At 58.6% G+C, this 20,981-nt stretch carries 16 protein-coding genes and 5 pseudogenes; 9 read left to right on the forward strand and 12 right to left on the reverse strand.

Annotated features, from left to right (window positions below; all coding sequences use genetic code 11):
* The 5 genes from FAZ95_RS36440 to FAZ95_RS36460 all read right to left on the reverse strand — a co-directional run bounded on the left by FAZ95_RS36440 (position 1) and on the right by FAZ95_RS36460 (position 6,400).
* Entirely contained in the window at positions 1–882 is an 882-nt protein-coding gene (locus FAZ95_RS36440; protein ID WP_254700162.1) for an ABC transporter permease, read from the reverse strand.
* Between the two features lie 826 nt (positions 883–1,708).
* Positions 1,709–3,712, reverse strand: a complete 2,004-nt coding sequence (locus tag FAZ95_RS36445; RefSeq protein ID WP_254700164.1) for a filamentous hemagglutinin N-terminal domain-containing protein — start codon at positions 3,710–3,712, stop codon at positions 1,709–1,711.
* Positions 3,713–4,211: 499 nt separating this feature from the next.
* Positions 4,212–5,009 (reverse strand): hypothetical protein, encoded by a 798-nt coding sequence (locus FAZ95_RS36450; RefSeq protein ID WP_137337184.1) that lies wholly within the window; start codon positions 5,007–5,009, stop codon positions 4,212–4,214.
* 671 nt (positions 5,010–5,680) lie between these two features.
* On the reverse strand, positions 5,681–5,977 hold the full coding sequence (locus FAZ95_RS36455) for a hypothetical protein (protein ID WP_175425856.1): 297 nt from the start codon (positions 5,975–5,977) through the stop codon (positions 5,681–5,683).
* Positions 5,978–6,139: 162 nt separating this feature from the next.
* On the reverse strand, positions 6,140–6,400 hold the full coding sequence (locus FAZ95_RS36460; RefSeq protein ID WP_137337185.1) for a hypothetical protein: 261 nt from the start codon (positions 6,398–6,400) through the stop codon (positions 6,140–6,142).
* 687 nt (positions 6,401–7,087) lie between these two features.
* Here FAZ95_RS36460 and FAZ95_RS36465 point away from each other — a divergent pair.
* From FAZ95_RS36465 to FAZ95_RS40785, 3 genes are read left to right on the forward strand one after another with little or no spacing between them, the layout of a single operon-like run.
* Positions 7,088–7,678 (forward strand): hypothetical protein, encoded by a 591-nt coding sequence (locus FAZ95_RS36465; protein ID WP_137337186.1) that lies wholly within the window; start codon positions 7,088–7,090, stop codon positions 7,676–7,678.
* A gap of 2 nt (positions 7,679–7,680) precedes the next feature.
* Complete coding sequence (locus tag FAZ95_RS40780) at positions 7,681–7,986, forward strand: ParB/Srx family N-terminal domain-containing protein (protein WP_367873018.1); 306 nt, start codon at positions 7,681–7,683, stop codon at positions 7,984–7,986.
* The gene (locus FAZ95_RS40785) at positions 7,952–8,308 is read left to right on the forward strand and encodes a DNA-methyltransferase (RefSeq protein WP_367873020.1); all 357 of its coding nucleotides are present in this window, start codon (positions 7,952–7,954) and stop codon (positions 8,306–8,308) included. Before FAZ95_RS40780 ends, FAZ95_RS40785 begins: the two co-directional genes overlap by 35 nt.
* Here FAZ95_RS40785 and FAZ95_RS39670 read toward each other — a convergent pair.
* The 5 genes from FAZ95_RS39670 to FAZ95_RS36495 form a co-directional block, all read right to left on the reverse strand.
* The gene (locus FAZ95_RS39670; protein ID WP_175425858.1) at positions 8,290–8,514 is read right to left on the reverse strand and encodes a DUF3489 domain-containing protein; all 225 of its coding nucleotides are present in this window, start codon (positions 8,512–8,514) and stop codon (positions 8,290–8,292) included. The genes FAZ95_RS40785 and FAZ95_RS39670 overlap by 19 nt on opposite strands.
* 279 nt (positions 8,515–8,793) lie before the next feature.
* Positions 8,794–9,219 (reverse strand): anti-CBASS protein Acb1 family protein, encoded by a 426-nt coding sequence (locus FAZ95_RS36480; RefSeq protein ID WP_137337188.1) that lies wholly within the window; start codon positions 9,217–9,219, stop codon positions 8,794–8,796.
* Between the two features lie 157 nt (positions 9,220–9,376).
* Positions 9,377–9,766 (reverse strand): anti-CBASS protein Acb1 family protein, encoded by a 390-nt coding sequence (locus tag FAZ95_RS36485; protein WP_175425859.1) that lies wholly within the window; start codon positions 9,764–9,766, stop codon positions 9,377–9,379.
* Positions 9,767–10,577: 811 nt separating this feature from the next.
* Positions 10,578–10,913: a phage terminase large subunit gene (terL, locus tag FAZ95_RS36490; RefSeq protein WP_137337190.1), complete on the reverse strand. Its 336-nt coding sequence runs from the start codon at positions 10,911–10,913 to the stop codon at positions 10,578–10,580.
* A 414-nt stretch (positions 10,914–11,327) separates the two neighbouring features.
* The gene (locus tag FAZ95_RS36495; protein WP_137337191.1) at positions 11,328–11,810 is read right to left on the reverse strand and encodes a hypothetical protein; all 483 of its coding nucleotides are present in this window, start codon (positions 11,808–11,810) and stop codon (positions 11,328–11,330) included.
* A gap of 1,037 nt (positions 11,811–12,847) precedes the next feature.
* On the opposite strand from FAZ95_RS36495, the pseudogene FAZ95_RS36500 reads away from it, so the two are divergent.
* The 3 genes and pseudogenes from FAZ95_RS36500 to FAZ95_RS36510 all read left to right on the forward strand — a co-directional run.
* Positions 12,848–14,177 (forward strand): annotated as a pseudogene (locus FAZ95_RS36500) (transposase).
* A gap of 516 nt (positions 14,178–14,693) precedes the next feature.
* Complete coding sequence (locus FAZ95_RS36505) at positions 14,694–15,011, forward strand: hypothetical protein (protein ID WP_137337192.1); 318 nt, start codon at positions 14,694–14,696, stop codon at positions 15,009–15,011.
* Positions 15,012–15,450: 439 nt separating this feature from the next.
* Positions 15,451–16,096 (forward strand): annotated as a pseudogene (locus FAZ95_RS36510) (tyrosine-type recombinase/integrase); the annotation flags it as partial.
* A gap of 93 nt (positions 16,097–16,189) precedes the next feature.
* Here FAZ95_RS36510 and FAZ95_RS36515 read toward each other — a convergent pair.
* Together FAZ95_RS36515 and FAZ95_RS36520 are read right to left on the reverse strand one after the other, a co-directional pair.
* Positions 16,190–17,167 (reverse strand): phytanoyl-CoA dioxygenase family protein, encoded by a 978-nt coding sequence (locus FAZ95_RS36515; RefSeq protein WP_175425861.1) that lies wholly within the window; start codon positions 17,165–17,167, stop codon positions 16,190–16,192.
* A gap of 229 nt (positions 17,168–17,396) precedes the next feature.
* Positions 17,397–19,031, reverse strand: coding sequence for a tetratricopeptide repeat-containing glycosyltransferase family protein (locus FAZ95_RS36520; RefSeq protein ID WP_137337195.1), 1,635 nt, complete (start codon positions 19,029–19,031; stop codon positions 17,397–17,399).
* Between the two features lie 423 nt (positions 19,032–19,454).
* On the opposite strand from FAZ95_RS36520, the pseudogene FAZ95_RS40385 reads away from it, so the two are divergent.
* The 3 pseudogenes from FAZ95_RS40385 to FAZ95_RS40955 all read left to right on the forward strand — a co-directional run.
* Positions 19,455–20,121 (forward strand): annotated as a pseudogene (locus FAZ95_RS40385) (circularly permuted type 2 ATP-grasp protein); the annotation flags it as partial.
* A pseudogene (locus FAZ95_RS40390) lies at positions 20,119–20,473 on the forward strand (alpha-E domain-containing protein); the annotation flags it as partial. The pseudogenes FAZ95_RS40385 and FAZ95_RS40390, both read left to right, overlap by 3 nt.
* Positions 20,421–20,699 (forward strand): annotated as a pseudogene (locus tag FAZ95_RS40955) (transglutaminase N-terminal domain-containing protein); the annotation flags it as partial. The pseudogenes FAZ95_RS40390 and FAZ95_RS40955, both read left to right, overlap by 53 nt.
* Positions 20,700–20,981 lie beyond the last annotated feature (282 nt).

The following is a 20,981-nucleotide window of genomic DNA, read 5'->3' on the forward strand; positions in this document are numbered from 1 at the left end:
TCAAATCCAAAACGCGATACGGGAGCGAAAACGCACGAAAAGCGGTGCCGCAATCAGGTAAAGAACGACGGTAACGCCGATTGCCCCACGGTAAATACCTGTAGAGGGAATCGTGCCGTAGATCGGTCCGCGCACAATCTCCATAAACAAAGCGAACGGATTAAACGCGGCGAGATACGCACGCGTTCCCAACGCTTCCGGTTTCCAAATGATCGGAGTAAGAAAGAAGGCAAGCTGCACGATACTTCCGACGATCGGCTGCATGTCGCGAAATCGCGTGCAGAAAATACCCAGGATAATCGATGCCGGAAATGCGGCGACCATGACGAGCAACACCCCGGGAATGGCCATCAGCCACGTCCAGCGAGGCGCGATGCCGAGCAACAGCATGATCGGCACATAGGCAAGGATGTTGTGGCCGAACATCACGAAATTACGCCACAAGGCGCGCATGACGTGCAGCGTCAGCGGCAGGCGCACGGACCGCACCACCGTTTCAACTGCGCTGAAACATGCACATCCGTCGAGAAGAAGAGATGAAAGCAGACCCCAGGTAATAATGCCGAGGGCGAGATACGGCACGAAAGTATTCACGTCAATTTTGAACAGCGCGCCGTAAAGCGGCCCCATACCCGCGATGGTCACCAACATGGTCAGCGTAATCCAGAACGGGCCAAGCACCGAACGCTTGTAGCGCTGGCGAATGTCTTGCCATGCAAATGTGGCCCACACTGGATAGTTTGTTACACCTTCGATGACGTCTCGAGCGGCTTTCGCGGCTCTGCTATCGCCGTTAGGGCTTAAAACGCTAGCTTGCATAAAGAATCCTATATGAGCCGTGATGTCGGGAGCGCCGGAAAATGTTGGAAAATATTCATTCACGCGAAGCCCCAGGGAGAAACATAGACATCCTGGTATATTTTCCTATGACTTCCGGCGCGTAGTAAGGCCCACCGATCAAAGTAATCTTCTCCAGTGGTATCGGCACGCATAGTACAGCGCCATCCAGATCGACAACGGTAACGTTCCATCCCTTGTCGAGAAGATAATTGGTCAAATGAAAACCAATGAATCCGAGTCCACAAGCTATTAATGCTCTCATCCCTTAAAATTCACCAGGCTATCTATTTGATACATGCGACGTCATGGACTTCTTAGATTTACTGCAGTATTTTGAGTAATATGAGTGCAATACCTGATCATTATTCAAAGACATGGATTCTTTAGCGCTTATCCGGCCGGGCGAACAAAACGCCCTAAGCTTCTCGCAATGGTGCGTCGCATTCATCCGATATCGTTGCAAGGCGAAGCGACGCCGCGGAGCGCAGCTCGAAAGGCTCATTTCTCCACACGGCGGATCACTAAATCTAAGCATCCGACGTTCATGTCCTCGTCAATGGTTGTTTTCGGCACGATTGTTGAGCCGCACGGTGGCTTTAAGGCTTATGGGCGGCTTCTCGCCAATTATTTCGGGAAGGTCCATCTTTGCTGCCGGGTAGCTGCGAACTTGGGCATAGAGGTTTCCGCGTGTCACAGCCTCCGAATGCCGCACCCGTCTAAAAGGGTCTTTACCTAAACCTCTCGGGGCGCATCCGCGGCAGCACGTCCGGCTTCGATCCATGTTCGTCGGCTACACGCCACGACGCGTACGATCGAGCAACCAAGCTGGGACCGAGACGGCAGTACCTTCGGACTGCGTAGCTGTTGACTACAGCCCAAAGGCGGTGGGCGTGGTAGAGCGATTTCGTCTTTTCATCTCCACAACCTTCGGTGCTACTACTTCAAAGCGAAAGAACTGTTCCATTTTCGATCCTAATAGCTTGGCATGCTTACATTGAATGCAGTATGGTATAGAGCCGCGCGACGAACTATTAACAATTGTGAACGGCAGTTGCGTAGCGCTGTCAAACCGCACCGAGCCCAAACGGATGCTATGAATGCGCTTGCGGGCAGATTCTGGCGCGTTTCCAACGGCAAATGATCCTGTTACCGGTGCGACACGCACGATTTGACCGTCACCGGGGCAACGCGGATGGATGATCCTCACCGGTTGATCGTCCACTTTAACAAATCGCAAATCCGCTCCCTTGACTAGGTGCGCGCCATCCTCGACGGCACGCGCGCGCTCGACTTTGCTCCCGCTGCAAGCCCCGGTGATCGTCATGAGTGGGTCGCCGCGGTGCCGCGCCGCTTCCCTTATAACCAGATCAAACGGCCTCATCGTGCGCTTGTCCTGCGCTATTCGCGACGCTTTCGCGGCTTCAGCCGCGCTCACATGAAAAGGTTGGTGCAGGGCTGGACACGCGGGCAGAGGCTCGCTTGGGTGAAGGGCGCGCCCGCGAATGCCTTCGCCTGTCGCTACACCGACGAGGATCCGTTCACGCTCGCTGGGGCCTGCGAGAATGCGAGCGTTGTCGTTGGTGATACTGCCTTGGGCAGTGAGCGACATCGCGCCGTTGGCGGCGAAGAGAATACCGAGGTTGGCCGCGCTTGAATCGTTCGTGATGTTGCCGCCTGCCGTGAGCGTCACCGTTCCACCCGTCGCGGAGCCGTTCGAGGCGACCTCCCCTACCTGGATGACGCTTCCCGTATTGGAGATGGTGCCGCTGTTGGTCAAATTCACTGACCCGTCCTGCGCAGTCAGCGTCGAGGGGCCGGTCGTATCGTCGGTCAAGGTGATGCCGCTCACGCGGACGCTCACGTCATTGGCCGCCGCCAAGTGCGTGCCCTGCAGCGAGACGGCGCCCGGTGTCGAGATGGAAATATCGTGCGCGGCGGTGATGGCACTGTCCGCCGCACTCACCTTCCCGTTCGTCGACACCACCACGTCGCCCGCGTTCGCGTATAGGGGACCGAGGCCGCGCACATCGGCGCCCTGGTCCGTCACAATCAGTTGCACGCGACGGGCCGTAAGTCCTCCCGTCGGGGTGATGTCCACCGCGATGCCAGGATTCGATGCGCCGGGCGACATTTGGCTGCTGAGCCAGTCGTGGGTGTTGTCCGAAGCGGAATAGCTGGTGTCGTAGGTCGCCGTGCTGCTACCGATGATGGCGCGAATACCGCTGGAGGAACTTGTGTAACTGTTCGTCACCGGATCATTCACCGCCAACTGCTTCGCGATGAGGTCGAGATTGACCAGCGTGCTCGACAGGCCGCCCAGGCCGATGGTGATGCCACCGTGGTTTGTGGTCAGGATGACGTTGCGCTGGGTGACGTCCGGCGCGAGCGTCAGGTCGTCGAAACTCACCTGCCCAGTCGAGAGCACGACGTGGCCCGCGTTCTGAAAGCTGCCGCCATCGACCGTGATTCCGTTCGGATTGGCCAGAATGACGTTCGCACGCGGACCAAGCACGTTGATAGCGCCCTGAATCAGCGACGAGTTCGTGCTCGTCACCTCGTTGACAATCGTCCCTGCGTTGATGCCCACGTTGTTCAAATCCGCGACAGCCGCCGAAACGTTGAACGACGAATAGGTGTTGTGCGAAACAGCGCCGACAGTCGGCGCGATGTTGACTATCTGGTGTCCATTGGCAGCGGTTGAAACCGATGTCGCGGTGCCGCCGTCCGCAACGATGGCCGCTGCGTTCGCTCCGGCGGCAAATACCGGCAGTACGGCCGGCACGAATAGTCTAGGAACCAAGCCCAAACCCAACGGGTAACGCCAACCAAATTTCATGGAAATTGGGAAATAGTCAAAAATTCGTATCCACATGGCAACTGCCGAACCCAGCGCCGTTTGTGGCCGTCGCACCACAGCCGAATACACTGCAGGCCGTCAGAAACAGCGCTACCGAAAAGAAAACCATCAGTCGAGCCAGGAGAAGCATTTCTACCACGCGGTTAGATATGCAAACCAACTCATTTCAAAGCCTCTTTCGGACTAGTCCCACAAACTCGCACGGCTCTCACTCCCGACGACTCGCGCATCAAGCGTCCCTGACGCTCTCAATTTCGACGTGAAGGCATGCCACACCAAAGACGAATGCGGTAATCGCCTTGCCCAACCAAACATCCAAGAAAGACGCGTTGCCGTCAAAAACATCAAATGCCTGATGCAAGCAATACACCCCGAACACAAATAGCGAAATTCCAGCGGTTACAAGAAAAAGGTGAACCAATCTATGATTGAAAATATTTCTCACGTCTCCATCGAAAGTAGCGTTTTGTGATGCACGACCGATGGCAGCGTTTCAGGCTTTGTCTGATTGAATTCATCCATAAATGAGCGCTCTCAGTTTCCATTGCAGGCTCGCCGTGTCTTCCCCGGCGAAGCAGTCATCAGACACCTGAATTTCGGTAACACCGCTCACTAGCCCACTCACGCGCAACCATTCAGCCGAATGCACACGCGCCCTGCTATTGGGCCCGACGCGAGCCCAAAACAAATCGCTTAGCCACATCGTTGCTCCTATCGCTTCCACGTAGCCACGCCGCGATTCCCAGTGCCCCGGGTTCTCGGAAATATCAATCACCGTCCGCTCGTAGGGCGGCGGCAATTCGTTCGACTCCATGGCCAAATGTGAGCAAGACCGGCCAGCGATTTCATACTCGAGCGGGTCTCGTACGTTCTGCCAATGGCCATACTGGACATCCGACACCCACGCTTGAACAAATCCGTGCAAAGGCAGGAAGGACTTCACCCACTGTTCCCATTTTCCCGCTGCACCGCCTTGAATTTCCCTGACAACGATGAAGGCGTGCTCGCGCGGACTAACCACCTCATACTGAAATGAAAGGTCGGTGGTTTCGAGATGCGCCCAAGTTCCTCGTAACGCTACCTTCCTTAAGATCGCCTCGGCCGAGACGGTTGCACCCAGCTCGAGAAAAGTCGTATCAATTTCAAGCCGCCTCATCACGTTAATGATCAGCTGTAACGCTTCCAAGCAGTCAATTGCAGCGCCTCTGGGCTGCAAGCTCACGGCGCCTCGAATTAACTCGATATCCTTCCAATTAACAGCGTCCCGAAGAGCAAAGACAAGCCTCAATTCTTCCGTTCTTGCGCGCGTCATCGATACGCCCCCACCGTCGGTGCCAACCTTGGATTGAGAAGGAACGTCACTGTTAGGCGCCCGACCCGTCATCACTTACGACCACCAGCCCATGGACTTAATTCGCTCCGCACCGCCCACACACCCATGAAAGCCAAGGCACTGTCAATATCCGCTAGGACTTTCACGCGTTCGTCTGCGGCCATCTTGATGACACTGCCCCCTGCCACGACCCAATCCGTTAGCGTATCCTCGTACACGCTGGCCAGCCCCCCGAGCTCAACCGTGACGCAAGCCATTCGCTCATCCCCAAAATATTCAACCTTATCGCGGACTACAATCTGTATGAGGAAGCCGTCCGAATGGCTCACGCATTGCGGCGAATGCCTTTCGAACACGCTGATTTCTTTCTATAAGGACGCCAGTCAAAGGCCGTCGCGCGGAATTTCAAGTTAATGGAGAGGCTCCCGGTGCTACCCTATGCCCCGTGTGACAAGCGATGTACCACACGCTCTACAGTCGAGTCTCAAAGCATGTTTAGCGATAAACGACCACTCTTTCAGACTTCTCTCCGGAACTAACCGGACGGACCGCTCGAAAGTTGTCAACAACGGAATTAACTGACACCGGGCTTGGCAGGCACCGGCCAGACTGAATCCGGCCGCGTGCCGCCACCACACGCATCGGGCCGGTCAATCGTGGTGATCGTCGTCGTGCCCGTGTTGCTTCGCCTCGTGCATCGGGTGTTTATCCCCATGCTCGTGCGCGACCTGCCGTTGATGCGCCTCCCAATCTTTCCGTTCCCACATGCGATGGCCATCGTAATAACGGTCGCCATGCCAACCTGGCGTTTCGACAGCCGGTGCTGCCGGGGAGTTAACCGCCGAGTCCTCACCGAAGTTGATTGTCACACCCGCATGGGCCGCACCGGCAGCGGCGAGTCCAAGGCAAGCGATGAGCGAGGGAACGAACGGAAGCTTCATTTTCATAAGGATGATTCCACAAAAAGCAAATTGAACAATTTCGACACCGATCCTTCCTTGCGTAGCGGAGCTCTCCCGCAGACTACGAACACTTTAGCCATCTTGAGTTTTGTTTTGGCTGCGCGATCGGTTCGCGCATGGTGTACAACGGGCAGCTGAATTGACACGTCAGGCGACCTTTCCAGCGACGAGGCCGATAAGGAAACAGACGGCGGTCACCAACCAAGTGACGATCTCGACGAAATCCTGCTCATCGAGACACGCCCCATGGAAACACCATATCTCCAATACCTCTGCTGCCACCAGCCAGATCAGGAGCGCTGCGACACCACCTTTCAGAACACTAAACTTGCCGATTCTGTTGTTCGTTTGCATGAGCTGCAGGCGAGAAGAATCGATCCATCCCGCGATGGGACGGCGCGGGAACATTTTGCTGGCGCGTCAGGTGCCCTGCGGCCGGCTACAACCCGACGTCGAGGTCGCAAACTCGCGCGACGATAAAGTCTATCGCCCTGCCCGCAAAACAACTGTCAATAATTGACACGCCGATTGGGCGTGGACGCCGCGCTCGCGGAGCCGCCAGAAAAATGCGCCATGCAAGTGGTCTGTGACGTGAGGTCGACAGTGGAAAACGTTGTGGAAAACTTCGTAAGGTTGAGGGCGTGATACGATGCGTAACGTTTAGGCAAACTGAGGATCTGGCGGTGTTGCGTGTGTAGCGGGCGTGCGGGGCGATGCAAGAAAGTTGTGCACAAGGATAGCGCGTGACAATGTGTCTTATTTCCACTTCGTGAGCAGGTGCCGCCGCTAAATGCCCCTCAACCAGGCCGACAGATTGTGTTGATTCGCACGGCATTCCTGCCTTTGCGAGGCCCATAAATGCTCGATCGGCGCGCACAGGACACGCGAAAGTACGCGCCTGGTACGTGCAAGGCCCCGTTTAGCGCGCATGCGCAGCAATACCTCCGCTACCCTGCCCCGCCGACATTTTTTACGTTCTGTTTGACAATTAACATTTCCGGTCTACTATCGCCTATTAATTGGAAGCTGTACTGGTGTGCCCGGAACCCGCCTCGTGCGGGTTCCGACCGTATACGGGGACGCTTTTCGTTCGCCATGAAATCCCCCTACACCGACACGGCACAGGCGCTGCGCGACACGCTGCGCCTGACGGTCGAGCGCAGCGCCGCATCGTCGCTCGCCACCCTGCACCAGCAGGCCATCGGCGAGACCGTGCTGCTTGGCGAGGCGGCCTGCGTCCAGGCCACCCGTATCCGCCGCCAGCTCGAACAACTGCCGCCCCTACAGCAGGCCCTGCTCACCGTCAGCTACGCGCCGCGTGAGGTCGTGTGCTGTCGCCGTCGCCGCCGCTGCGCCGGGCACTATCCCAATCCCGAGTGGGCCCACGCACTCGCGCTCGTCGTCGCGCACACCGCTCCGCTTTTCATCGCCCATAGCCCGAACCTGCGGCTGCGGCAAGCGCTCGTCGCAAACCTGCTCACCCATACGCATGAAACCGCCGTCGAACTGGCCGCGCGCTGCGGCGTGCACCGCATCACCGTCGCGAACCACACGGCCATCCTGTCACACGCGATGATCGGCACCCGCACGAAAGGCGGCGCCCTCAATCACGCGTCCGAGCGCATCGATACGCTTCTGCGCGACGCGAGCATCGTAGTCAGCGCGGATGATGCGCAAGCGGCCTGATCATGCAAATTGTGCAACGCGCGGTCACGGACCTTGTGCCGCACGAACGCAACGCGCGCACGCATTCGCCCGCTCAGGTCGCACGGATCGCTGCGAGCATCCGCGAATGGGGCTTCACCAATCCGGTGCTCATCGACGAGGCGAACCGCGCCCTGGCCGGACACGGGCGGCTCCTCGCGGCGAAAGACCTGGACATGACGCACGTTCCGCGCGTGGTGATAGCAGGTCTGACCGACGCACAGCGGCGCGCGTACATCTTGGTCGACAACCAGCTTGCGCTACGGTGCGCCGCACCGCTGGTGCGATGACCGCAAGCAGTCCACCGTGTGGACGTTCGAGCGGCCGGCGCGCAGTGGCGTGCACCCAACCATGAAGCCGGTGGCGCTCATCGAATATCTGGTTATGACCGGCAGCCGCGCGGGCGACGTGGTGCTCGACCCGTTCGGCGGTTCGGGCTCGACGCTCATTGCCTGCGCGCGAACTGGCCGCGTGGCGCGGTTGATGGAAATCGATGCCCGCTACTGCGACGTGATCGTGAACCGTTGGCAGAACTGGAGTGGTCAGCGCGCCGTGCGCGAGGCGGACGGCGCGGGCTTCGATGTTCGGGCGAATCAGGCTGCGATGCGGTAGGTTCGCTCACCGTCGACACGCTCGCTCTCCACGTTCAGGCCAAGCTTTTTGCGCACCGTGGCGCTGATAAATACGCGAACCGAGTGCGCCTGCCAGCCGGTGGCGGCCATCAAGTCGGCGAGCGTGGCGCCCGTGTCGGTAGCGAGCAAACGCAGAACCTGTGCCTGCTTCGAATCCTCGCGTGGCGCACGAGTGCCATCGGGCACTGCCACCGCTTCTGGCGCGCGTACAGCCTGCTGGCGGGCCCGTGTTAGCTTCGCTGTGGATTGCCTTGTAGGCATCGATGCCGTTGTCCTCTGGCGTGTAGCGGTGACCTTCCCGCTGGTTTTACGGGCGGGCTTAGTGGTGGTCTTGCGGGTCGTCTTTACTGTAGTGGCCATGCTCAGGTCCCGCTGGTTGGTAGCGAGAAAATCGGGTGTCGATGGACACCAGTAACGCATGAAGCCGTACGCGCGCTTCTCTCTGTTCGATGACGCCCGCGTTGATCATACCGATATCGATAACGGCCTCGACCTTGCGCATATTCGCCAATTGCTCCTCGGAGAGCGTCCACAGCGGGACGTAGCTGAAATCGATGTCCAACTCGATGGTGCCGAATAGCGAGAGCCGAACACGTGGAGCAGGCGCGTGAGCTGCGTCGTGAACAACGCTTCCTGCTGCGCCTCGATCCACGCATAGAAGGTGCGCAATTCCCCCTCGCTGGTTGCGTTCAGCCCCGACGGCGTGATGCCGAGCAGCACGATGAGCGGAATGCCGGTCACGGCCGCCATGTGTTCCTGCGACTGCGCCTGCAAGCAATCGAGACTGCCAAGTGGCGCCGAGACGTTCGCGAAGCCCTCGCTGTCGCGGTCGATCATCATCAGGTTGCGGTTATCGCGCGCCTGGTTGAACAGCACTGCGCGCCGCGACATCTGCTCGGCGTCTCCCGGCGCCGAGGACGGTGGCCAGATCGGTCTTGAGCACCATCTTCGAGAACGAGTGCAGCAGGTCCGACAAGCTTTGGCGCGTCCCGCGCCAATTATCGACGTACGGTTTGGCGCTTTGCGAGAGGCTTAAGCCTCCGAACGCTTACGCGGGTTTGAGCGGATCGGGCAGTGGCCGCGACACGAACGCCATTAGCCGGCTCGCATGCACTTCGCGGTTCATCACGATCCAGCTCTGTGGTCGATAGAAGTCGGCGGCGAGGCGATTGGTCGAGTTATACGTCCCGGGATAGGTCCACAACGGCTCGATGACGCGCAGGCCGCGCAGGGCGTTCTGGCCAATCTTGACTGGCGATTCGACGAGTGGCGTGAGGAGCTCGACCGGATCGTCACTGGCGCCGACCTCCACAAAAATCTGTGAGCGCCCGAAAAAGCCGACCTGTTCGGCGGCCTTGCGAAAGGCCGCCTGCACCCCTAACCGTTGCATTTCGGCCTCGGTGGCCGCGAGCTTGTCGCTCTTGTCCTCGTCACCCACGCCTTGCATGCCTGATCCACTTGCGGGTCATCTCCTGGGCCAGAATCTCAGCGGGCCGCCGGTACTCGGGACGCTGCGTGAGTTCAGCGAGATACGGGTAGCCAAGCAAGCCCAGGCCTTGTGCGAATGCGCTTTGCAGTGCCCAGCGGATCGGCGCATCGCGCCGCATCGCAGGCGAGTTTCGCGTCCTGCGCAATCACGCCCGGCCCCGCCTGCGGCAATGCGAACGCGTGTAGGCGCGGCAGCGGGGCGCCGATGACGCCTAGCGCCCCTTCTCGGATATGGCGGATGTCGGTCTGCTTGGATGCCGTTTCCGGTTTTGCATCCGGTAAAGCGGACCGCCCATCCGCAGGAGGCGCCTCGCGCCATCGCCAAAATCGTAGCCCTGGCATGACGATTTTGAATTTTTATCAAATTAGGCCCAACGGGTCGCTGGCTGTTTACTATCCGAACCGCTGGGCACGTGCACCGTTATCACATATGCCGGTGCGATGTTCCTGCGATGACGCGGCCTGATTGGGTACGCGAAAGTAAAGACGTACTGGGAGACCCACGTGTATCTGACCCACAAACAACGCCGTGAATTAAGGGATGTCGCCGAGCTGTCACAGGACTTCGACGCCCGGATTCGGGCGCTTGACATGCTGATTTCCCGTCTTCGCGCCGAGAATCCGAAGGCGTTCCATACCAGTGACACGCTTCAGTGGCGGGCATTCATCCACGAGCCACGACCAGGATCGCCCTGCAGTGCGTTTTCTTGTCCCTTCCCGAAGCAAGCCTGACGCATCTGGCGTGGAATCGGGGTGTACCGTCACACCGCTGCCAGTGCTGCATCGGAAATCCGCATCGGCCGCCGCTCAATCAGCAACGCGAATGCGCGCGAGAGCGCATCAACTTCATCGTCGTGCGTGCCGAACGGAAAGGTGCGCAGCTCGGCGATAAGTGACTGGTCCCAATCGCCGCGCAACATCAATACGTTGCCAGCGTTGACCTGAGCGGCGAACGGCTCAGCGCGCGTGACTTTGTCGCCGGTCTCGGGTGATGAAATGACCCGATAGCCCAGCAGTTGCCGCGTCAGTCGAAAATGCACTATTCCGGCAGGCCCTACGAGGACCTGCGGCGCGTGACTATCTAGCCATCCGCGCATTCCGGTCCCGACACGATCAGGGCCGGCCTATTCTCAGCCTGCCGACCGATACCATTGGCCTCAGTGCAGCAGGTCCACACCCTGCCCCATCTGCCTCTCTCGACGAACTCGTAGATGCGATACGTTACGCGCGACGAAGGGTGCAGCATGAAAGCGAGATGGACAAGGCCGGATCCGTGCACCACTAAAATAAAATACGCGCAGCGCGCGAAAGCCGAAGATTAGCAATTTACTGCGGCGTAGCCATAAATCCGGAATACGAATTGGCGTTCCGAGCACTTACCGCGGCGGCAGCACTTTGCAGCACCCTTGGGCTGCCGCTCCTCTGAATTCAGCATCGGTTGCGGCATGCCCTGACCTCTTCCATCTAAGTGTCTGCATCAGGGCGAGCGCCGGACAGTGTCAATGGCGCCATCAGTTGTGCAGCGCCCGCAGACGTTCGAACAAGAAATCAAATTCTCGGCCATCGAATGCCAGATAACCCAGCGCCAGAGCGGCAACAATTACCAGAGCGATGACCGCAAGCGTCCAAATACGCATTGGACGGCGTGGCTTTCCCGTTTCAGAGGCTAGCGTCGTCACAGGTTCCTTGACCTCTACCGCATTTTCACTATCGACGATATTTGTCCGCAACATGCGCAATTCGTCAACTAGCGAAGTGAGGCGTTCCACTTTCTTTTCAGCAATCTTCTTTTCAACGCGCGTGGCACTGATTTCCGTTCCAAGTCGCTCGATCCTTTCGTGAAGGTTATGTGCTTCTTCCTGGGCATGCCTGAGCAACACTTCGAACCCTTCGTCACGAATAGATTCTACAGATGAAGCAACAACGTCCAGGACAGGATCCGCAGGAATAGTATAGCTAGCGTTCCCCAATGAAGTAGCGGTGTTGATGTTCATACTTCCGAATCTGCTTGGTAATTTTTCTGGTTCCTCGAACATACTGGAATTATCCTGACGGTTTCGAAATTCACTGGTTCGTCAGCCGCAGCACACACTCGTGTTGCGAGCATGTAATTCTAGACCTGAGTGCGATACGCCGTATCAGAACTCTCGCTCTGACTGGCGGCGCAGCATCACCCTCGATGCCCAAAACTCCTCTCCCTTGTATATTAACCACCCCGCGAATGCATCGTAGCTGTACATAGCCAGCAGCATTGGTGCTGAGGTTTCGAGGCCAATTCGCATATGACAGCGGCGCGTCCTTTAGAGATACCGTAGGTGGGCCCGACAAAGTGTAACGACTGACCGGCTACGGTAGAAGGCATCAGAAGATTCACGTTGAGCAACACCATTTGGAAATCGTAAGCCGTACCGCTCGCCAGCCACTGGCAAGTAGGTCGACCGTCGAATGCTGCGTGATCACAATTGGGCCTTCGCGTCTACCTCTCCCCTGGAGCACGTTGAGCCTGGCCGTCAGGCCACCCGCGGCACATTCACTCGGCATGGCTCCATCAGCATGGTGCATGGCAGATCATCCTTCGACAGCGTTGCTGGCGTCAGCTACCATCCTGACAACTGCACTAGCCCGATACCGCACAACACTGCGCGCGCACCAACGCCCTCCCTGACTTTATGCGCCAATCGGCCGAGACACAGTCAACAATTCTCAAGGCTCCTCGGCACATCCCGACGCATGCACCACGACCCTGTCATCGCACGGTGTCCGAAGTGCGTGAGCACGCGAGAGACTCGCAACGGCAGCCAGTACTCTTGCGAGCGCGAATATCAATCTCTGACTACCTGTCGCAAACTCCGGCGGCGAGGCACGTGAGCAACTGATTGTCAGGACTCGCGCTACCGGGTCCTCAGAGGCAGCCCTTTTCAAGGTGTCGGGGACAGAAAGCTGGTAACTTGGCGAGCTATTCAACGCCAGGGACCAGGCAGTGATTGATGGGGTGATGAAGCATTTCGAGCTGCAGGCGCCGATATGCGTAATGGGGCAGCACGCTGTGCTGCAAAGGGCGAATATGCCTCAATGGGTTGATGGTGTGTTCGCCGAGCATCGGCAAAGGCAGTACCGGCGGGAGTTGCTGTTCTCGACCGTGGTGAAACTGATGACGTTGGTGTCGCTCGGGCTAAGCCCGTCGCTGTATGCGGCTGCGACGCGGGCCAGACAGTTGCCGGTGTCGCTGGCCGCGCTGTACGAGCAGGTCAACCGCACGGAGCCGGCGATCCTGCGTGCGCTGGTACAGGGTAGCGCACAATAACTTGAGCCGGTGCTTGCCGCATGGCCGGGCACGCCCAGCCTGCCCGGCTGGCGCATGCGTGTGCTCGATGGCAATCATCTTGCGGCCAGCGAGAAACAGCTGACGGCCTTGCGCGGGCAGTGTGGCGCAGTCTTGCCGGGACACGCCCTGGTGGTCTACGAACCGGATCCGGGACTCGTGACGGATCTAGTGGCCATCAAGAACGCACACGTGCAGGGGCGTTCGGCCATGGCTCCGTTGATCGGGTGCACGGGACTGGGAGAACTGTGGCTGGCTGGCGGACCGGAACTTCTGCACCAGCACGATCCTGCTGGGCTGACAACAGACGCAGGCCTGCTTCATCGTACGCGAGCATGGCAGAAACAGCTCGCCTCTTGAAGGCAACGGTGCTTGGGTGGACGGAGCACGTATCGAGACCGGTCAGGTGCGCGAGCAACGGCTTGATCTGAAGGCCGCCTTAGTCTGGCGCCGCATCGCACTGACGTTGGACAGTCCCACCGAGGCGGGCAACGCCGTGATCAGGCTGCGGAGCAACCTGCCTGCCACCGTTGGCGCACATGAGATAGCCCGTCTGTACCGTAAGCGCTGGCGTATAGAAGGCATGTTCCAGCGGCTCGAGTCAGTCCTGCATAGTGAAATCCGCTCGCTCGGGCATCCGCGTGCCGCGTTGCTGGGCTTTGCCGTGGCGATCCTCGCGCACAACGTGCTGGCCGTGCTCAACCGCAGGGTCGAGATCGACCATGCCCGAACTGATGAAGCGAACACCGAGGCCCCCGATGTTTCGACGTATTACCTGGCACTGGACATTCGCGCCCAGTACGGGGGTATGCTCATTGCACTGCCGACGCAGCACTGGTCGCACTGGAACGATAAGGCGCCGGACGTGCTGGCCGGCATGCTGCTCGAACTTGCCAGCCGCGTCGATCCGTTTCAGGTACGCACCCGCAAACGCGGACCGAAGACGCGCCAACCCGCTCCCTATGTTGATGCTGACACCGCGCGATCCAATCACAGCACCACTCGGCTGCTAAAGCAGGCCCGCGAAAAAACATCCTGATCCCTGCCCCCTTCGTTTGAAGACCTTGAAAAGGCTGGTCCTCAGAGGTCAACTGTCGTGAATTTTCCGAAACGCGAAAAGGACACTCGCGTGACCAAGCGATCATTTGCCGGATTAAAAGTGGGGTACGGTTTAAATAACTGCCGACCGGCGACTCAACTGACCCTTAGTGCAGATTTCACAATTGTTTGCTTTGGAGTGTGCGATTGACCGATATCCTTCCTGCACGTTCGGTATTGGCGAAAGCGAATCTGGGCACGCTTCGTTGAGCTGCCGATTGTTTAACAGTCGGCTCGCACCCAACGGAGGATCTGCTCGGATGAAATTGAACAACTGGATCGTCGTTTTAACGACCGGTGGCGCGGAAGGAGCATCTACCGGTGCACTGTTTCGTTTAACCGCGTCTGGTGCTAGCTCCTCGAACGTACAGCCAACTACATGACAGTTGCACATCGTAACTGTGGCTGCTGGATTAATACCTCAATTCTCGCTTTATTTTCTGCTTGAAATGGAACCATGAACGCGTGTTCAACGGACAGATTCGTCGCAGGTGTTTTGCTTGGAGGCTGCTTAACCGCAGCGTTCGTGGTCGCATTGATGTACTTCGGCTTGCCAAACGCGGATCACTCAAGCGTTTTTGAACGGCTCATAACACCGGTTCTCGCAGCCTCTTGCGTTTTGTATCCTCGACCGATCCTGCTCAAGACGGTCCTGCGCGACCGGCGCGATGCTTTTACGCTCGAGGAAGATATCGACGCGATGCTTCTAGGACGTACAATCGGCGTGCTTGGTGGGTTGGCGATGGGTCTGACATTGGTTACGGAAATCCTTTGACAATCTGATGCGGTGGAATTGCTATAGATAAGTCCTGGCGGAAGTGAAGATCAGTGTGACGAAGGTTTGCACTGGTCGCGCGCAAGATGCGTTAGTCTTAGATTCGGGCAGAACGTCAACCGTCCGCCCCTCTGCCTACGGTGGAGTGTCTTCTAACGACCGTTCCTCTTTCTGGAGTGGGTTTCTTCATGCTTTTGCGCCGGAAATCGTGCGATTGCTTGGGAAATCACCGACATCAACCTCGCGGTGACGTCGCTCGCATACCCCACTGATCGAGCAGCCGTGCAACATATAAGCCTGAGATGTCGTGGTCGACGACGATATCGACGTCCCTTTTGTGGCTGCCACGAGCAGCGACGGTAAATCCTTACGGTTAGACAAAATCCCATCACCGAGATATTGCCGTCGCCGGGTAAGCAGCACGAGTACGAATGCGAGGCTGCACCCCGAGCTCGACACAACGCGCCGCTTCACAGAAGGTGAGTGGCTATTGCGGACGGTCTCGAGTGGTCGTACGGCTGGTCCGGGCCGGCCGCACAGCGGTTGCGCTTCCTGCTCGACTTAGGCTACGCGACTGGCCTGCGCACAAGCGAGTTCGTCGGCGCTGTGCTGCGAGACATCCGCCCCGGCGGGCGCGGCGAGTCGTGGCTTCACCTCATCGGTAAAGGTGGCAAACCCGGCGGGGTGGCGTTATCGCCACTGGCGACCGAAGGGTTGCAATATCTGGTTGAGCGACGCCTGCCGGTCTCACGGCAGCGCTGGAACGCGACTACACCGATCCTTGCAAGCCTCGGCGAAGATGACGGCGCAGGGATTACGGACGCGCACCTCTGGCGCGTAACGCGCTGGTTCTTTCTGAAAGCTGCTGCCGTAATTGAGGGCGATCATCCAGTCCTCGCGGTGAAACTGCGCCGCGCGAGGCCGCACTGGATGCGGCACGCGACGCAGGGCTGACGAGTGTGCGCGACAACCTGCGGCACTCATCAATCTCAACGACCTCGATGTACCTGCGCGGAGATGACCTCAAGCGCTCCCGGCACACCGAGGCCTTTGGACCCCGCGACAAGAAACGGCGTGCCGTCTGATTTACGGTGAAATTGACCACGACCGAGGCTTACCGTACGTAAAAATCCGTTTCTTGAGGGCGCCCGTATTACAGCACGGTTGCCTCACCTGGTTCAGGTCGACAAGCGCCAGTCAGGTGGCAGTTCGTAGGTAATGCCCGAGAGTCCACTCGCAAAGATCACCCGGGCGACATCGCACCATTCCGGCGCAACGGCCGCGTGGCGTGAGTATTGCAAGATTTGCTTCGCGACCATCTCGAGCCGCAGACCAACCGAAGGCAGGACGTCTGGTTTCAGGAGCGGCAGATTCAACGGAGAAAGGCTCGCTACCTGAATCCCAATCGACATGCTAATGCGCGGAGTCTCCGAGAAGACGCTACCGCGACTCCCCCAATGCAGGAGTGCCTGATCCCACAACATCAGATCACCGGCGCAGCCGGGCAATGCTCGAATATCCCGCACGTCAAACGTGATTTGCGACACCCGATCTGTACCAAAATCGGGATCGCGCTCTTTAGGAACCACCATCACACAGCCCGTGACCGTGTTCACGTCCACAAGCGGAATCCAGGCTGACACAGCGCCAGTCTCGCGATCTGAAAGAAGAGATCTTGCGCCGGCGTCACGATGAATTGCCCAACCTGCTTCACCCTCTTTCGCATCCACGTGCCATACCCAAAAGTCTGGCAAGAGGAAGAATTCTCGTTGCCCGAGTGCGGCCTTGATGACGTTGTGAAACTCCCAGTAGGTCAGCCAGAATTCGTCATACACAAATGCGAATACGGTCGGGATTTTTGCACGCGCAAGGCTTACGACAACGTCGCGCATTTTCGCAATGTCCAGAGCGCGACGAATGTCCGGAGCCGGCTGGTAATGCATGTATCCCTCGACGTCCATTCGCTTCGCGATAGCTGACACCGACTGCTCACTCAATCGCATTGCTTGTCGTTGTAGCGTGACATGCGCGATATCGTCAGCGTGAAGATTTTTTCCGAATTGTCGAAAAGCAGCCACTGCGCGATCAAGTTTGAACCGTGATCCATCAGTCGTCGTACACTGCTCGATGAGAGGAGCAACTGAATTGATATTCATACGTTGTCGAAACGTAATCAAAGTAGGTGCGCGGTCAGCATCATCGTGTCGGTTGCTGACGCCGGAAATTGGTGACGTTATCGGATTGGCTTGACATGAGCGGAAGGCGGCAACTTCGAAGTGACATTCCACAACTGCAGTTCGTCGCTGCGAGGAACCGGATGGTCGACAACGCGACGACCTGGCCTCATCCCGTTGGCAACCGATATCGAGGCGTTCAGTATTCGCGTCATCGACCTTCGTTGCGTGCGAATTGCGACAAATCCCCGGCCACATCCTGCAGCACGGGATCCCACTGCGCGAACTGAGCCTGCCGGTACAGTCTCGTCCTCGGGTACCACGGACTGTCGCGCCGGTCAAGCAACCACGGCCAATGCGGGTTCGTATCCAGAAGAACCCAAGTGGGACGACCCAGCGCTCCACTCAGATGTGCCACCGACGTGCATACGGTGATCACCAGATCGAGCGCACTTACGAATGCGGCCGTGTCATCGAAGGTCCTGAACTCCGCTGTGTAATCCTCGAGAAGCAAGCCGGCTGCGCGTGCCGCTTCGATGTCGGCAGTCGCGCCCGGCTGGAGCGAGTAGAACGCCACCCCTTTGATGTCCTTCAGACTACGCGCGTAGCGCTCCCAGCCCACCCGCCGGAACGGGTTGCGCTGATGAGTCATGCTACCGGTCCAAGCCAGACCTACCTTGAGCCGCTTCTCACCCTTAAGGCGCGTTTTCCAGCTCGTCGCCAAGGCTGGGTCCGGTTTCAGGTAAGGCGCAGGAGGAATCGTTTCCTCACGCAACCCGAGCATGAAGGGCACGCTCAACAACGGCAAGTGGTAATCAAAGTGCGGTAGTGCGTCGACTCCCCCACCAGCGGTGAACCCGTCGACGTACCTGCCCAAGCTGCGCGTGAGCAATCCACCCATCTGAGGGAACGAGTTCCACTCGATGCGGCCGTTCTCGCGGTGTACCCGTTCGGCCAACTGCGGTATCAGGCGGCAGAACTGCAGCAGGTCGCCCATACCTTGCTCCCCCCATACCAGCAGCGTCTTGCCCGCCAGCGGTTCGCCGTTCCACCTCGGCCCGGGCAGTTCCGGAAACCTGCCACTCAGCTCCTGTGAGCCTTCCCATCGCGATTCGTGCTCGGCCCAGCCCTGCGCATAGTTGCCTCGCACCAAATGCAAAATCGACAAGTTATGCCGGTGAGACGCGTCCCCGTGCACAATTTTGCAGGCTGCCTGTGCACACGCTTCGGCCTCGTCCCAGCGCTGGGCCTCTTTCAGGGCGATAGCGTAGTTGTTGTGCGCTAACGCATCGCCTGGTACGAGCTCCAATGCCTGCTGACCCGCCGCCAGCGCGCCAGCCAGGTCGAACGCATCGCGACGCGCCATGATGAGGTTAATCCATGCAAGGCTGTCCTGCGGATGAACCTCGATCGCCTGCTCAAGCAGCATGCGCTGTTCGTCCAGATTGCCCTCAGACAAACGGATCGCAGCAGCCAGGTTGTTCCGCAATTGCGGGTAATCCGGGTCGCACGCCATCGCCTGGCGGTAGGGCGTCAGCGCATCGGCGTGGCGGCCTGCAATCTGCAGCGCATAGCCAAGCCGAAAGCCAGACGCCGCGCTATCCGGGTATAGCTGCGTCGCAGCTTCGGCGACGGCGATAGCCTCTTCCAGCGCAGCCTGAGAGATCAAGGCGCTGACTAGGTCAGAAATCGAAGCATCATCCGTTGCATGCAGGTGTGTGGCGGCTTCAAGCCAGAGTGCGTACGCCTCGTGTCGACCAGTCTGAAACGCCATCGCTGCGTTGCGCAGGAAAGCCACGAACGGCGGCATCAACAAAGAAATTGGAGAGGTTGAAGGGGCGGACATCACATTGCGCGCAGGTTCGGATCAGAAAACGGCTCAGCTCGATGGAGCTGTCCACGGCGAGGTCGATCGGTGAGTGGAAGCGATTTTCCCGAGGCGAAAACCGGTATACGAAAATTCACATCCACAACAGGATCGCAGAAAAACGCACCTAGAGCACGATATGTGACGATCGTTGACATTTTGCCCTGAGCGATCCAGGTATGATCAAATTCAGTCGACTCAGCCGGACGGGGGAGTCGACTCTCCCCTGACGTTTTTCAAAGCTGTCAAACGGCTGTCTGGCAGGTTTTTCTCGTCAGCCACCCTCCACTGGGCAATGTAAGGGCCTGCTGTCCGCGATGCTTGAATGGCCCGGATCGCACGACGCGACACTCCTATGACGAGATGCGAGTGGTGCTGACATTCACGCGCGAGAACAAGCCGATGCAAGTCTATGACGAGATGCGCGAAGCGGACGCAGCGCGCCCGCATTACGACCGATTCCAGAGCTGACTGGACCAGCAGACGGGCGGTACTGGTGCGTAAGCGCGCGGAGGCCGACCTGTTGTCCATGCGGATCAGCATCACGTTTGCAGTCAATGGCGACATGTCGGGTACCGAACGGCTCATTCCGTTCGACCTAATCCCGCGCGTCTTCCCTCCCGACGAGTGGGCGCTGCTCGAACGCAGACAGCATCAGCGCGTGAAAGCCCTAAATCTGTTCCTCCACGACGTCTATCACGAGCGCAATATCGTGCGGGCGGGCGTGGTTGCACCGGAGCAGGTCTATACGAACGCCCAGTACCGGCCCGAGATGCAGGGCATCGATCTGCCGGCCGGCGTCTATGCGCATATTGTGCGGATATCGAGATCGTGCGCGACGGCCGCGATGGTGAGTTCTACGTGCCCGAAGACAATCTGCGCGTGCCTTCAGGTGTCTCGTATGTGCTCGAGAACGCAAGATGATGATGCGGCTCTTTCCTGAATTGTTCGTACAACACAAGGTTGCACCGGTAGCACACTACCCCGATCTTTTGCTCGACACATCGCGTTCGGTCGCGCCGGACGGGGGGATGATCCCGCCGCCGTGCTGCTCACGCCGGGCATGTTCTGTTGTTGGACGTCGATCGTGAGTGCGGTGTCCGCGCTGGAAATCTATCGCACGGTGTATCGCACCGTAGCGACGCCAGCGCGTGTCGTCGAACTGTTGATCCCGAACCAGCATATGCCCCGATCGCCGCTGGCCTCGGTCGACTGCGTCTGCGCGAACCTCTCTCCTGCGCACCGAAGCGTCGCGCGAAGTCGAGCGAACGGCGGGCAAGCTGCGCGCGGACCTTCTTTACGCCGATTCGAGGCAGATTTTCTCCGTGGGTGTGCACGCCTTTCTGACGCAGTTCCTTATGCGCGTCTATGAGCTGGGCAACCAGGTCGCGCGCACGTATCTTATGCTGCCGGCCATTTAGCAGCGTATTCGCATATCGATATCCGATTCAACTTGCCAGGAAAGCTTCGTCATGCGACTCGCTATTCGCCACGACACATCTACGCTACGAAGCGACGGTGCACTATTCGGTCCCGCAATTGCGCATTTCGCCGTTCACAACGCCAACACAGATCGTCACCCAATGGCACATCGATGCGCCCAGCAAGCTCGAAGCTGCGCGCGACACGTATGGAAATGCGCTGATGACGCTCGTGCTAACGCCTCCGCACAGGGTAATCCGCCTGCGCGGGCGTGGAAAGGTCGAGACCGTACCACTGACAAACGGCCGGTTACCGGAAGGTGAAGGGCCGATCCCGATGCAACACCGTACCTTAGCAACGAGGCTCACCGAAGCGGACGAAGTGCCCGCGGACTTTGCCCAAAGCCTGCCCGCACTCGACGATGTGCGGGCGCTGCTGGATACGACCGCTCGTGTGACCCCGCGGGTGCGCTACGAATCGGGTGTAACGGATGTGACGCATTCAGCT

Origin of the sequence: Trinickia violacea (assembly GCF_005280735.1) — a bacterium.
Lineage (GTDB): Bacteria > Pseudomonadota > Gammaproteobacteria > Burkholderiales > Burkholderiaceae > Trinickia_A > Trinickia_A violacea.